This is a genomic window from Nonomuraea marmarensis (genome assembly GCF_043197025.1).
In the GTDB taxonomy this organism is placed as follows: domain Bacteria; phylum Actinomycetota; class Actinomycetes; order Streptosporangiales; family Streptosporangiaceae; genus Nonomuraea; species Nonomuraea marmarensis.
The window spans coordinates 115,009-128,377 of record NZ_JBICRM010000022.1; the positions used below are offsets into that span (position 1 = coordinate 115,009).

Genomic DNA, 13,369 nt, shown 5'->3' on the forward strand with positions numbered 1-13,369 from the left:
CATGAACCCCCGTCTGAACCTCCCTCGCACCCGTCGTGATTTCTTCCGGGTCACCGGTTTCTCGGCCGCCGGGCTCGCCCTGGCCGCCTGTGGCGTGCAGGGGCAGAAGGCCGCGCCGCCGAAGGCCGACGCCGTCAAGGACTTCTGGTCCAAGCAGACCAAGCACGGCAAGGTCGTCTTCGCCAACTGGCCCGAGTACATGCCCGAGGACAAGGCCCCCCTGGAGAAGTTCAAGAAGGACACGGGCATCTCGTACGAGTACAAAGAGGTCATCCAGGAGAACGCCGAGTTCTTCGGCAAGGCCGACCCCGTGCTGCGCGCCGGGCAGTCGCTGGGCTACGACATTGTGGTCATGACCAACGGCGTCCAGCTCCAGCACATGATCGAGCTGGGCTACGCGACGCCGCTCGACCACGCGCAGCTGCCGAACTTCCAGGCCAACGCGGGTCAGAAGTACAAGGAACGCGCCTACGACCCGGGCAACAAGTACACGGTTCCGTACACCTCCGGGGTGACCGGGATCGCGTACAACACCGACTACGTCAAGGACGACATCACCAGCATCGAGTCGTTGTTCGATGCCAAGTACAAGGGGCGGGTCGGCATGATGGCCGACGCCCAGGAGATCGGCAACTTCGGCATGTTCGCGCTGGGCATCGACCCGGAGAAGTCGACCGAGGCCGACTGGAAGAAGGCCGGGGACAAGCTCAAGGCGCAGCGCGAGGCCGGAATTGTCCGGAAATATTATGACCAGAGCTATATCGATGCCGTGTCCAAGGGCGACGTCTGGCTGAGCATGGCCTGGTCGGGCGACGTCTTCCAGCGGCAGCTCGCCGGCGAGCCCGTCAAGTTCGTGGTGCCCGAGGAGGGCGGCACGATCTGGACCGACAACATGCTCATCCCCAAGGGCGCCGCCAACCCGGTGGACGCGCTCATGCTGATGGACTACCTCTACCAGCCGGCCGTGGCCGCCGAGCTGGACGAGTTCATCCAGTACGTCACGCCGATCCCGGCCGTACAGGACCTGCTCAGGGAGAAGGCCAAGACGGCCAAGGGCGAGGACAAGAAGGCGCTCGAGGACATGGCGGACAGCTCGCTCATGTTCCCGACCGAGGCCGACTACGCCAAGCTGCGCAGCTACACGAAGCTGACCACCCAGCAGGAGCAGGTGTTCAACCCGATCTTCCAGTCCATCACCCAGGCCTAGCGGATGAGGCGGCTCACCCCTTACCTGCTGGCGCTGCCGAGCTGGATGTGGCTGGCGATCTTCCTGGTCGTGCCGATGGTCGCGATGGCGTCGGTGTCGCTGCAGACCGGGAACGCGATCGACGGCTTCGCCATGACGTTCAGCTTCTCCAACTACAGCGACGCGCTGAGCCGGTACAGCACCCAGCTGCTGCGCTCGCTGCTCTACGGCGGGCTCGCGACGGTGGCCATGCTGGTGATCGGGTACCCGGTGGCGTACTGGATCGCCTTCAAGGGCGGCAGCCGCAAGTCCGTGTACCTGTTCCTGCTGCTGCTGCCGTTCTTCGTGTCGTTCGTGCTGCGTACGATCTCGTGGAACTTCCTGCTGTCGGACAACGGCATCCTGTTCGGCACGCTGAAGGGCTGGGGGCTGCTGCCCGACGACTTTCACGTGCTGGCCACGACGTTCGCCGTGGTGGGCGGGCTGACGTACAACTTCCTGCCGTTCATGATCCTGCCGATCTACGTGGCGCTGGAGCGGGTGGACCCGCGGGTGGTGGAGGCGGCGCAGGACCTGTACGCGACGCGGGTGGCGGCCTTCCGCCGGGTGGTGTTGCCGCTGTCGCTGCCGGGGGTGTTCGCCGGGGTGCTGATGACGTTCGTGCCGGCCACGGCCGATCCGATCAACGCGCAGATCCTCGGCGGCACGGCCAACACGATGATCGGCAACATCATCCAGACCGAGTACCTGACGAACCTCGACTACCCGACCGCCTCCGCCCTGTCGTTCACGCTGATGGCGGTGCTGCTGGTCGGCATCTTCGTCTACGCCAGGGCGCTGGGGACGGAGAACGTTCTTGAGGCGGCTGCCCGATGAGCGAACCCGACGCCCCGCGAGCGGAGCGAGCAATCGGACAGAGGGCGTCGCGAAGCGGAGTGGACGCGCGAGGAACGAGCGGGTCCGCGAAGCGAATGAGGAGTGGTGAGCGACCAGTCAGCGCGAGGGGGATCAGGGTCGGGGATCGGCTGCTGCACATCTACACGTGGGTGATCATCGTCTGGCTGTCGTCGCCGATCGCCGTGATGATCCTGTTCGGGTTCAACGACAAGAAGAGCAAGTCGAACACCTCCTGGCAGGGGTTCACCACCCGGTGGTACACGGAGCTGTTCGACATCTCCGACCTGACCGTGGCGTTGCGCAACTCGCTGGTGATCGCGGTGGTCAGCACCGTCATCACGGTCGTGATCGGCACCATGCTGGGGCTGGCGATCGGGCGGCACCGCTTCCGCGGCAAGGGGGTCACGAACTTCCTGGTCTTCGCCGCGATCTCCACGCCCGAGCTGGTCATGGGCGCGTCGTTGCTGTCGCTCTTCGTCTCCGGCAGCGTGCCGCGTGACGCCAACACGATCATCGTCTCGCACGTGTTGTTCTCGTTGTCCTTCGTGGTGGTGACGGTGCGGGCGCGGGTCGTCACGCTGGACCCGGCGCTGGAGGAGGCGGCCCGGGACCTGGGGGCCTCCGCCTGGGGGACGTTCAGGCAGGTGACGCTGCCGTCGATCATGCCGGGTGTGCTGGCGGGCGCGATGTTGTCCTTCGCGTTGTCCATCGACGACTACGTGGTCACCAGTTTCGTCAACGGCTCGACCGTCACGTTCCCCTTGTGGATCGTCGGCGCGGTGAAGACCGGCATCCCGCCGCAGGTCAACGTCATGGGTACGCTGATCTTCGGGGTCGGGGTCCTGATTGCGATCGCCAATGCGGTCGCGGCCCGGCGTCGTACTTGACACCATTCGTAGGGAAGTGGGATTTGTGGATCCGCTGAAGGCGCTGGCTGACGCGGAGCGCAAGCCGTACTGGCTGGACAGTCCGGCCAGACCCGAGCCGCGACCGCGGCTCGGCGGGAACACGAGCGCCGACCTGGTCGTCGTCGGCGGGGGCTTCTCGGGGCTCTGGACCGCCCTGATGGCCAAGGAACGCGACCCTTCGCTGGACGTGGTCCTGCTCGAAGGCCGCAGGATCGGCTGGGCGGCCACCGGCCGCAACGGCGGGTTCTGCATGGCGACCCTCACCCACGGCCTGGCCAACGGGCTGGAGCGGTGGCCGGACGAGCTCGGCCGGCTGGAACGCGTGGGCGTGGACAACCTCGACGAGATCGAGCGCACCCTGGAGCGCTACGGCGTGGACTGCTCGTTCGAGCGCACGGGAGAGCTGCACGTGGCCACCGAGCCGTGGCAGCTCGACGGGCTCCGCGAGCATCTGGACCTGATCTCCGAGCTGGGGCTCGACTACCGGCCACTCGACCAGGAGCAGGTGCGGGCCGAGGTGAACTCGCCGACCTACCTGGGCGGCCTCTGGCAGCGCGACGGTTGCGCCATGCTCGACCCGGCGCGGCTGGCGTGGGGGCTGCGCGAGGCCTGCCTGCGGCTCGGGGTGCGGGTGCACGAGCGCAGCCCGGTCCGGTCGCTGCACGACGACGGCACGATGATCACCCTGCGCACCCCGCACGGGGCCGTCACCGCGCCCCGCGTGGCGCTGGGCACCGGGGTGTTCCCGCCGCTGCTGCGGCGGCTCAAGCACTTTGTGGTCCCGGTGTACGACTACGCGCTGATGACCGAGCCGCTCACCGACGCCCAGCTCGCCGAGGTGGGCTGGCGCAACAGGCAGGGCGTCGGCGACTCGGGCAACCAGTTCCACTACTACCGGCTGACCGACGACAACCGCATCCTGTGGGGCGGCTACGACGCCGTCTACTACAACGGCGGCCTCGTCAAGCCGGAGTACGAGCAGCGCGACGAGACGTTCGTCAAGCTCGCGGAGCACTTCTACGACACGTTCCCGCAGCTCGCCGAGGTGCGGTTCACCCACAGATGGGGCGGCGTGATCGACACCTGCAGCCGGTTCAGCGCCTTCTACGGGCGGGCGCACGGCGGGCGGCTGGTCTACGCCGTCGGCTACACCGGCATGGGCGTCGGGGCCACCCGCTTCGGGGCCAATGTGATGCTCGATCTGCTGTCGGGCGAGCGTACCGAGCGGACCGAGCTGCGGATGGTGAAGGAGAAGCCGATCCCGTTCCCGCCTGAGCCGGTGCGCTCCGGGGTGATCCAGGTCACGCGGTGGTCGATCGCCCAGGCCGACCAGAACCAGGGCAGGCGCAATCTGTGGCTGCGCACGCTCGACAGGATGGGGCTGGGGTTCGACTCATGAGAGTCGAGTTCGTGGTGGACGGCCTCACGCTGGCCGGAGACCTGCGGGTGCCGTCCGGGGCGGGGCCGTGGCCGGGGCTGGTGTTCACCGGACCCTTCACCGGGGTGCGCGACCAGGTCACCGGGCTTTACGCGGAGCGGCTGGCCGAGCGGGGGTACGCCACCCTGGCCTTCGACCATCGGAACTGGGGCGAGTCGGGCGGGGAGCCGCGGTTCGAGGAGGATCCGCAGGGCAAGTTGCGTGATCTGCGGGCGGCGGTGTCGTTCCTGCGGTCTAGGTCCGAGGTGGACTCGGAGCGGATCGGGGCGGTTGGGGTGTGCCTCGGCGGCGGATATGCCCTGAAATTTGCTGCTTTTGACCCTCGTGTGCGGATATTTGCGGGGATCGCCGGGGCGTACAACAACCCCTACTCGATGCGGTCGGGGATGGACTACCAGGCCGCGCTGGGCGGCTTCGCCGAGGTGCTGGAGCGGCAGGATCTCGGCGGGCCCGTCGAGTACGTACCGGTCGTGGCGGAGCAGGGGGAGGCCGCCATGCCGGGCGACGAGCCGTACGCGTACTACGGCACCTCGCGGGGCGCCTCGCCGCACTGGTCGAACTCGGTGACCAGGGCCGGCGTGCGCGAGCTGATCACCATGGACAACATGATGGGGGCGGACTTCCTGTCGCCGAAGCCGGCGCTGATCGTGCACGGGGTCGTCGACAGGTTCTGCTCGCCGGAGGGGGCCGAGGAGGTGTTCCGGCGGCTCGACCAGCCGAAGAAGCTGGTCTGGGTGGACGCCAAGCAGCACATCGACCTCTACGACCGCGAGCCGTACGTCACCCAGGCCGTCGACGCGACCGCCGACTTCCTGCGCGAGCATCTCTGAGCGACCGGTGGCTCTTGTCCGCGGCGGATCGGTCGGCAAGGTCGTGCTGAAGGTCTGACCACGAATGGGCCGGGTGTGATGGGGCCGGCCGGTGGGCGGGGCAGGATCCGTACGACCCCCGATGAGATCACGGGGGTTGGCGGGTGCGTGCTGAGTGGGCTTCCTGGGTGGCCGGTCCGGCTCTGGTGCTCGTGGTGGGGTGCGGGACCGGGCGGGCGCCGGTGGTGCCTGCCGCGGTGAAGGCTCCGGTCAAGGTGGCACGCTGTTTCCTGAAATTTCCGAACAAGCGCGGCGGGCGTGCGGCGCGGATCCGGCTTGACCGCGACCTATCCCAGTACGTGCGCACGCGCTCAGGGCGGGTCGTGTACGGCGTGCTGGATCTGGTCACCGGGGTGAGGTTCGGCCAGGGGGATCATGAACACGACATGATCACCGCCAGTGGCGCCAAGGTGGACATCGTTTCCGCGTTGCTGCACCAGCGTTCCGGTGGGCTGGACGAGGAGGAGCGGGAGCTGGCCGAGCGCATGATCAGGGAGAGCGACAACAAGGCGGCGGACGCGATGTGGTCGCGGGTCGGCGGGGGCGGGGCGATGAGCGAGTTCTACCGCGATGTGGGACTTCGGGAGACCACGCCGGGTCCCGGCATCTACTGGGGCGGCACCAAAACCAGCCCCGCCGACCGCATCCGCCTGCTGAAGGTGCTGATCAAGGGGGGTAAGGGGCTTTCCGCCGGTGATCGGCGGCTGGTGCTGGGGCTGATGGGGCAGGTGCAGAGCGACCAGGCCTGGGGCGTCAGCGCGGCTGCCCGGCCCGGGGATCGGGCGGCGTTGAAGAACGGGTGGACGCCGCGGCCGTTCGAACACAACTCGTGGGCTGTGACCAGTTACGGGCGGGTGGTCGGGCCTGGGCGGGATCTGCTGCTGTCGGTGCAGACGGATCAGCAGCCGGCGGAGGGGACCGGGATCGAGACCATCGAGGGGGTGGCCCGGATGATCGGCACCCGCCTCGACGACTTGTCCCCGACGACCCCCCGGTCCTGCCCGCGGAACCCCTTCGCCTGAATGGCCGCTAGGCCGCTGCCTCGGCTGATTCGTTCACGGTGCCCGCGGTGCCGTTCACGATGATCGTCTGGCCGGTACGGATGCGGTCCGTGGCGTGGGGGACGCCGACCACGGCCGGGATGCCGTACTCGCGGGCCACGACCGCTCCGTGCGAGTTCGGCCCGCCCATTTCCATGACCAGCCCGCTCGCCGTCAGGAACAACGGTGTCCATCCGGGATCGGTGGACGGGCAGACCAGGATCTCGCCCGGCTCCAGGTGCGCCCCGACCGGGTCCAGCACCACTCTGGCCACGCCCGTGACCTGCCCCGGCGACGCGGGTGAGCCGGTCAGCGCGCCCTCGGCCACGTCTGCGGACGCCACTGCCTCCGGTTCCGTTCCGTCGGAGAGCAGGACCCGCGGCACGTGCCTGCGCCGCAACTCCCGCTCGTGGCGCTCGCGCCGGGCGGCGACCAGGTCGCGCAGGTCCCGGCCCGACTTCGCCTCCGCCAGCGTCACGAAGAAGACGTCCTCGGGCGCGGCCAGCAGTCCTTGCGCCGCCAGGTCCCGGCCCACGTCCAGCAGTTGCGCCCGCAGGGCGGCGAAGATCCGTACGATCAGGAACTTCGGCAGCTCCCGCACCCCGACCAACTCCCTGGCGCGGCCCAGGGCGAAGCGCACCAGCCTGCCCCGCAGCCCGCCGGCCCGTCCGGCCAGCTCCTCGACCATGTTCTCGGCCTCGGCGGCGCCCTTGGCGAAGAGCGCGTCGGGAGCCAGTTTCGGGTCCTCCAGGCGCAGGTAGTTGGCGATCATGCCGATGACGTGCGTGGGATCCTCCGACCAGCGCGGCAGCCCGAGGTCGATCTCGGCCACGGCGCGGTGGCCGTACAGGTCCAGGAACTCCCGCACCCCGGCCGGCAGCGGCTCGCGGGCCAGCACCTCCGGAGGCGCGCTGAGCAGGCGCGCCGCGACCTCGGGGTCGCGCCGCAGCCGTTGCGCCAGCGTCCACAGCGCCAGGTCCATCTCCGTGGTCACGTTGCGGGGTGCGCCGCGCAGCACGACCTGCAGTTCTTCGGGAGTCGCCCGGCCCTTCAGCAGTCGCGAGGCGAGCAGCAGCATGGGCAGTGCGGCCGCGGCCACCGGCATGACCTGCGGCGCGATCGGTACCGTGTGCTTGACCAGCGTTGTCGCCACGTGGTCGATGCGCTCGGCCACCGTCGCGCCGGGTGGCGGCGTCAGCTTGGCGAGGTGCCGGTCGGCCTGCACGCGTACGCGGCGCTCGGCGGCGACCGGGTCGGCCAGCGCGCGGAGCAGCGTGATCGGGACCCCGTAGCGAGTCATGATCCGGGCCAGGCGGCGCACGAACGGGCGCCTGGACGGATTGGTGACGCTCAGCCGCGGGTCGTCGAACAGCCCGCGCAGGATCCGCGCCGACCTGGCCTCCATGAGGTCGAACACCCTCGGCACGATCGCCCGCCCGACCCGGCTCCGCAACACGCCCGTGACGTCGACGAACAGCCGTCCACCCGCCTCCGCGAACGCCGGCGCGCCGGCCAGCGGCGCGGCGACCGGGAAGCCGAACAGGTCCGACACGCCCGAGGACAGCGCCCGGGTCGCCGCCATCCCCATCGGTGTGAACGGCCTGAAGACGCCTTGGGCCACGCTGAAGCAGAAGTAGACCCGCAGCCCGTCATGCTGCTCTCCCGGCAGCGGGAACAGGGTCGTGATCGGCCTGGCCTGGGTGAGCCAGAGCCTGCCCGACTCGTCGTAGGCCCACTCGGTGTCCTGCGGCGCGCCGTACAGGGCCTCCACCCTCGCGCCGAGCGCGCCCAGCTCGCGGAGCTGGGCGTCCGTCAGGCAGGGCTCGTTGGTGCCGCCGGTGACGTGCTCGACGCCGCCGCCCGGGAGCGAGCGCACGGCCAGCAGCTTGTCACCGAGCCGCCTTTCGAGGATCTTGCCCGTGTCCGGGTCCACGGTGAAGTGGTCGGGGTTGACCGCGCCCGACACCACGGACTCGCCGAGCCCGGGAGCGGCGTCGATGACGGCCTGCCTGCGGCGGCCGGTGACCGGGTTCGCGGTGAACAGCACGCCCGCCGTCGCCGACTGCACCATCTCCTGTACGACGACGGCGAGCCGGACGGAGCCGTGGTCGATGCCGTTCGAGTCGCGGTAGGCCACCGCCCGGTCGGTCCAGAGCGAGGCCCAGCAGCGGCGTACGGCGTCGAGCACCGCCTCCGCGCCGACCACGTTGAGGTAGGTGTCCTGCTGGCCGGCGAAGCTCGCGTACGGCAGGTCCTCGGCGGTGGCCGACGAGCGGACCGCGACGGGGCCCTCGGGCAGGGCGGACACCACGGCGCGGGCGATGTCCTCGGGGATCGGAGTATCGATGATGTGCTTGCGGGCCAGGGCGGCGTCTGTCACGTCGCCGAGGTCAGCGGTGATCCTGCGGTACGCCTCCGTTGTCACGCAGAACCCTGGCGGGACCGGTAACCCGGCCCTGGTGAGGACGCCGAGGTTGGCCGCCTTGCCGCCGACCTTCGCGAGCATCGAACCGTCGATATCAGCAAATTTCCGGATCATTTCCATGACCGCCTCCTGAACACGACGGTAAATCTCAACGGCGTTGAAGTCAACGAGAAGTGAATTAAGTCAAGCCGTTACAGGCGGGCTCAGGAGTGGGCGCGGGCCAGGACCTCGTCCGGGATGACCTTCGGCACGCCGCGCAGCCCCACCAGGGCGAGCAGGGCCACCACCGCCAGCAGGCCGGCCGTGACGAGCGAGGTGAGGTGCACGCCCTCGACGAACGCCGTCTGCGCCGCCCGTACCAGCTGCTCGGCCTGGTCCGGAGGCAGGGCCGCGGCCGTGCTCACCGCGCCGGCGATCGACTCCCGCGCGGCCCCGCCCGGCACCCCGGCGGGCAGCACCAGGTTGGCCCGGTAGGCGCTGTTCAGCACGGTGCCCAGGATCGCGATCCCGAGCGCCCCGCCCAGCTCGAACGCCGTCTCCGACACCGCGGCCGCGGCACCGGCCCGCTGGACGGGCGCGGTGGCCAGCACGTTGTCGTTGTTGACCGTGAAGGCGAACCCGACGCCCATGCCACCGATGATCATGATGGGCAGCAGCATGAGGTAGTTCAGCTCGGTCCCGAGCGTGCTGTAGTACAGGAACGTGCCCGCGTTCATGGCCAGGCCCAGCGCGACCACGCCGTTCCTGCCGAGGTGCTGGATGAGCCTGGCGGCCAGGATCCCGCCCACCGCGCCGCTCAGCCCGCCGGGGAGCTGGGCCAGGCCCGCCTGGAGCGGCGACCAGCCGAGCACGAGCTGCAGGTACCAGGCGAACATCAGCATCATGGCGGACATCGCGAAGATCGCCAGCATGTTCGTGACGATGGAGGCGCTGAAGGCCCTGCGCCCGAACAGCCGCACGTCGATCAGCGGCTCGGCCAGCCGCGTCTGCCGCCAGACGAACAGCCCCAGCAGCAGCACCCCGGCCACGCCCGTCACCAGCACGTCGGCATGTTCGAGCCCCTTGTGCGCGGCCTCCTTGACGGCGTAGATGGCGGTCACGACACCGGTGAAGGACAGGGCGACGCTGATGAGGTCGAGCCGGCCCGCGTGCGGGTTGCGCGACTCGGGCAGCACCAGCGCCCCGCCCACCAGCACCAGCACCATGATCGGCACGTTGATCAGGAAGACCGAGCCCCACCAGAAGTGGTCCAGCAGCAGGCCGCCGACGATCGGGCCCACGGCGAATCCCGCGGCGCTCATCCCGCTCCAGATGCCGATGGCCGCGGTGCGCTCGCCGGGGTCGGTGAACATGTTGCGGATGATCGACAGGGTGGACGGCATGATCGTGGCGCCGGCCACGCCGAGCAGCGCCCTGGCGGCGATCAGGAGCTCGGCGTTCGGCGCGTACGCGGTGACCACCGAGGCGGCGCCGAACGCGGCCGCGCCGATCAGCAGCAGGCGCTTGCGGCCGATGCGGTCGCCGAGGTTGCCCATGGTGACGAGCAGGCCGGCCAGCGCGAAGCCGTACATGTCGCCGATCCAGAGCAGCTGCGTGGAGCTCGCGCCGAGGTCGGTCACCAGCCTGGGCAGGGCCAGGTGCAGGACCGTGAGGTCGAGCGAGAGCAGGAGGGTCGCCAGGCAGGCGATGGCCAGGCAGGACCATTTGTTCTTCATGCCGACCACTGTCCGGAACGCGGCTGACGGCCCGCGTACCGTTCGCTGACCGAGCCGCCTACCGGTCGCCCGCCAGGCGGCCGACCTCGGTCAGGCCGGCGTCGATGCGGGTGCGGGTGTCCGTGGTGCTGTACCAGTCGCCGGGGCACTCGTCGCGTGCCTGGGTCAGGAGGGTCCGCGCCTCGTCCAGGTCGCCGCCGGCCAGCGCCACCTCGCCCAGGCCGAGATGCGCCCAGGCCAGCGTCTCCATCGAGCCGTTCCGGCGCGACAGCTCGGCCGCCAGCACGTAGTCGGCCCGCGCGCCCGTCACGTCGCCCAGGACGAACAGGGCGTCACCTCGCCGGCACAGCGCTTCGGCGATCTCGGTCTTCGCGCCCAGCTCCCGCGCCAGGACCAGCGACTCGTCGGCCAGCGCGTACGCGCTCTCGTAGTCGCGCTGCTCGTAGGACAGGGTCCCGAGCCCGGACAACACCAGCACCATGCCCCAGCGCTCGCCGATGACCTTGAACGCGGCCCGGCTCCGCTCGAACTGGGCCAGCGCCTCGTCGATCCGCCCGACGACCTGCGACACGAACGCCGCGCCGCTGAACGCCAACGCCCGCTGCCAGGGCGGGAGCCGATCCACGGTACTCATGAGAAGCTCGTAAGCCTCGTCCAAGTCGCTGGGCGGCCCCGTGAACATCGACAACAACATCATCAGGAACTCCACCCGCACCGGCAGGTAAGTCACCGGAAGCAGGTCTCGCACCTCCGCCAGCCGCTCGCGCGACAAGCGGTCGGCGTCGCCGGTCCAGCCGGTGATGAGCACGCACATGACGTACTCCTCGTCCAGGCCCTCCAACCGGGTGGGGCCGAGCGTGTCCAGCAGGTCGGCGGCCAGGTTCGCGCTGGTGACGCGGTGGCCGCGCATCCACCAGTAGCAGGCGCTGTGGGCCACCAGCCGCAGCCCCAGCTCCAGCCGCCCCGACTCGGTCGCCCAGCGCGCGGCCGCGTTGAGGTCGTCGCTCTCCTCGTCGAGCCTGGCCAGCCACTCCAGTTGCGCATCGGTGCGCAGCCGCGGGTCGGCCAGCATGACCAGGTCGAGGTAGTGGTCGGCGTGCGCGTCGCGGATCGCGGCCACCTCGCCGGACTCCGCCAGCCGCTCGGCGCAGAACGCCCGGATCGTCTCGAGCATCCGGTAACGCCCGTCCACGAATTCCACCAGCGACTTCTCCGCCAGCGAGAACAGCACCTCCTCCGGCAGTCCGCACACCCGCTCGGCAGCCTCGGGCCGCGCGCCGCCCACGAACACCGTCAGCCGCCTGGCCAGCCGCTGCTCGCTCTCGTCCAGCAGGTCCCAGCTCCACGCCACGACCGCGCGCAACGTCTGGTGCCTGGGCAGCGCCGTACGGCTGCCACGCGTCAGCAACCTGAACCGGTCGTCGAGCCGCGCCGCGATGTCGGACACCGACAACGTACGCAGCCGCGCCGCGGCCAGCTCGATGGCCAGCGGCAGCCCGTCGAGCGCCCGGCAGATGCCCACCACGTGCGCGAGGTTGCCCGCGTCGACCGCGAACCCCTGCCGCACGGCGGCGGCCCGATCGGCGAACAGCCGGACGGCGGGATAGTCCAGCGGGTTGCCCGCCTCCGGCGGCGGCAGCCGCAACGGCGCCACGGGCAGGATGGACTCGCCGGTGATGCCGAGCGCCTCGCGCCCGGTCGCCAGCACCCGCAACCCGGGGCAGGAGGCCAGCAGCAGGTCCGTCAGCTCGGCCGTGGCCGCGACGAGATGCTCGCAGTTGTCCAGGACCAGCAGCAGCTCGCGGTCGGCCAGCGCGGTGACCAGGCGGGTGACCGGGCCCACCGTGGGCCGGTCGGGCGTGTGCAGCAGGGCGTCACGGATGTCGAGCGCGGCCAGCACGGCCCTGGGCACGTCGGCGCCGTCCGAGACCGGCGCGAGCGGCACGAAGCACACGTCGCCCGGCGCATGCTCGGCCGCCTCGGTCGCGAGCCGCGTCTTGCCCGCGCCGCCGGGGCCGATCAGCGTGACGAGCCTGCTCGCCAGCAGCCGGTCGCCCACCTGCGCCAGCTCCTCCGCCCGGCCGACGAAGCTGGTGAGCTGCGCCCGCAACCCCTGCCTCGATCTCGGCCCGGATGGAGCCGCTGGGGCGCCGAGGGCCGGGTCGGCCCGCAACACGGCCAGGTGCGCGGCGGCCAGCTCGGCTCCTGGCTCGACGCCCAGCTCCTCGTCCAGCAGCTTCCTGGCCTCGTCGTAGACGGTCAGCGCCTCCGCCTGGCGGCCGCTGCCGTACAGGGCGCGCATGAGCTGGGCCCGCAGCCGCTCGCGCAGCGGGTGGGCGGCGGTGAGCTGGCTCAGCTCGGCGACCAGCTCGCGGTGCCCGCCCAGGTCGAGGTCCGCCTGCACGCGGTCTTCCGTGGCGGCCAGCCGCAGCTCCGCCAGCGCCGCCGCGGCGGCCTCGGCGTGCGGGGCGTCCGAAAGCGGCCGAGCTCCGGCGCCTCGCCACAGCTCCAGCGCCTCGCGCAGCAGGGTGGCCGCCTCGTGGGGGTCGCCGCCGGCCAGCGCCTGCCTGCCCGCCTGCGTCAGGAGCTCGAACCTGCGCGCGTCCACGTCCTGCGGATCGGCCACCAGCCGGTAACCGGCCGGGTGGAACTCCACCAGATCCCTGCCCAGCGCCCGGCGCAGCCTGGACACCTGCGACTGCAGCGCGTTGGCCACGCCTTCAGGGGGCCTGGGGCCGTACATGCCGTCCACGAGCTGCTCCGCGCCCACGATGTGGCCGGCGTGCAGCGCGAGCAGCGTGAGCAGGGCACGCACCCGGGGGCCGCCGAGCGCGATCGGCTCGCCGTCCTCGCCCAGCACGTTGGTGGGCCCGAGGATCTGGAAGCGCATG

9 protein-coding genes are annotated in these 13,369 nt (G+C 70.6%); 6 read left to right on the top strand and 3 right to left on the bottom strand.

Annotated features, from left to right (window positions below; translation table 11 throughout):
* Position 1: 1 nt before the first annotated feature.
* The 6 genes from ACFLIM_RS31300 to ACFLIM_RS31325 all read left to right on the top strand — a co-directional run bounded on the left by ACFLIM_RS31300 (position 2) and on the right by ACFLIM_RS31325 (position 6,320).
* Complete coding sequence (locus ACFLIM_RS31300; RefSeq protein ID WP_393171578.1) at positions 2 to 1,207, top strand: polyamine ABC transporter substrate-binding protein; 1,206 nt, start codon at positions 2 to 4, stop codon at positions 1,205 to 1,207.
* A 3-nt stretch (positions 1,208 to 1,210) separates the two neighbouring features.
* Positions 1,211 to 2,062, top strand: a complete 852-nt coding sequence (locus ACFLIM_RS31305) for an ABC transporter permease (protein ID WP_393171580.1) — start codon at positions 1,211 to 1,213, stop codon at positions 2,060 to 2,062.
* A 95-nt stretch (positions 2,063 to 2,157) separates the two neighbouring features.
* Complete coding sequence (locus ACFLIM_RS31310; RefSeq protein WP_393171582.1) at positions 2,158 to 2,970, top strand: ABC transporter permease; 813 nt, start codon at positions 2,158 to 2,160, stop codon at positions 2,968 to 2,970.
* Between the two features lie 25 nt (positions 2,971 to 2,995).
* Positions 2,996 to 4,390, top strand: coding sequence for an NAD(P)/FAD-dependent oxidoreductase (locus ACFLIM_RS31315; protein WP_393171584.1), 1,395 nt, complete (start codon positions 2,996 to 2,998; stop codon positions 4,388 to 4,390).
* A complete protein-coding gene (locus tag ACFLIM_RS31320) occupies positions 4,387 to 5,259 on the top strand; it encodes an alpha/beta hydrolase (protein ID WP_393171586.1) in 873 nt (290 codons plus the stop codon). Before ACFLIM_RS31315 ends, ACFLIM_RS31320 begins: the two co-directional genes overlap by 4 nt.
* A 143-nt stretch (positions 5,260 to 5,402) precedes the next feature.
* Complete coding sequence (locus ACFLIM_RS31325) at positions 5,403 to 6,320, top strand: serine hydrolase (RefSeq protein ID WP_393171588.1); 918 nt, start codon at positions 5,403 to 5,405, stop codon at positions 6,318 to 6,320.
* 7 nt (positions 6,321 to 6,327) lie between these two features.
* Here the strand turns inward: ACFLIM_RS31325 and ACFLIM_RS31330 are convergent, their stop codons facing one another.
* The 3 genes from ACFLIM_RS31330 to ACFLIM_RS31340 all read right to left on the bottom strand — a co-directional run bounded on the left by ACFLIM_RS31330 (position 6,328) and on the right by ACFLIM_RS31340 (position 13,368).
* Positions 6,328 to 8,883, bottom strand: a complete 2,556-nt coding sequence (locus ACFLIM_RS31330; RefSeq protein WP_393171590.1) for a PEP/pyruvate-binding domain-containing protein — start codon at positions 8,881 to 8,883, stop codon at positions 6,328 to 6,330.
* 83 nt (positions 8,884 to 8,966) lie between these two features.
* Positions 8,967 to 10,478, bottom strand: coding sequence for a DHA2 family efflux MFS transporter permease subunit (locus tag ACFLIM_RS31335; protein WP_393171592.1), 1,512 nt, complete (start codon positions 10,476 to 10,478; stop codon positions 8,967 to 8,969).
* Positions 10,479 to 10,536: 58 nt separating this feature from the next.
* Complete coding sequence (locus ACFLIM_RS31340) at positions 10,537 to 13,368, bottom strand: BTAD domain-containing putative transcriptional regulator (RefSeq protein WP_393171594.1); 2,832 nt, start codon at positions 13,366 to 13,368, stop codon at positions 10,537 to 10,539.
* Position 13,369: the final 1 nt, after the last annotated feature.

What these genes read in the sequence shown, in the direction of transcription:
- ACFLIM_RS31335 (WP_393171592.1), bottom strand. Translation starts at nt 10,478, where the DNA reads ATGAAGAACAAATGGTCCTGCCTGGCCATCGCCTGCCTGGCGACCCTC.
- ACFLIM_RS31320 (WP_393171586.1), top strand. Translation starts at nt 4,387, where the DNA reads ATGAGAGTCGAGTTCGTGGTGGACGGCCTCACGCTGGCCGGAGACCTG.
- ACFLIM_RS31305 (WP_393171580.1), top strand. Translation starts at nt 1,211, where the DNA reads ATGAGGCGGCTCACCCCTTACCTGCTGGCGCTGCCGAGCTGGATGTGG.
- ACFLIM_RS31310 (WP_393171582.1), top strand. Translation starts at nt 2,158, where the DNA reads ATGAGGAGTGGTGAGCGACCAGTCAGCGCGAGGGGGATCAGGGTCGGG.
- ACFLIM_RS31330 (WP_393171590.1), bottom strand. Translation starts at nt 8,883, where the DNA reads ATGGAAATGATCCGGAAATTTGCTGATATCGACGGTTCGATGCTCGCG.
- ACFLIM_RS31300 (WP_393171578.1), top strand. Translation starts at nt 2, where the DNA reads ATGAACCCCCGTCTGAACCTCCCTCGCACCCGTCGTGATTTCTTCCGG.
- ACFLIM_RS31340 (WP_393171594.1), bottom strand. Translation starts at nt 13,368, where the DNA reads ATGCGCTTCCAGATCCTCGGGCCCACCAACGTGCTGGGCGAGGACGGC.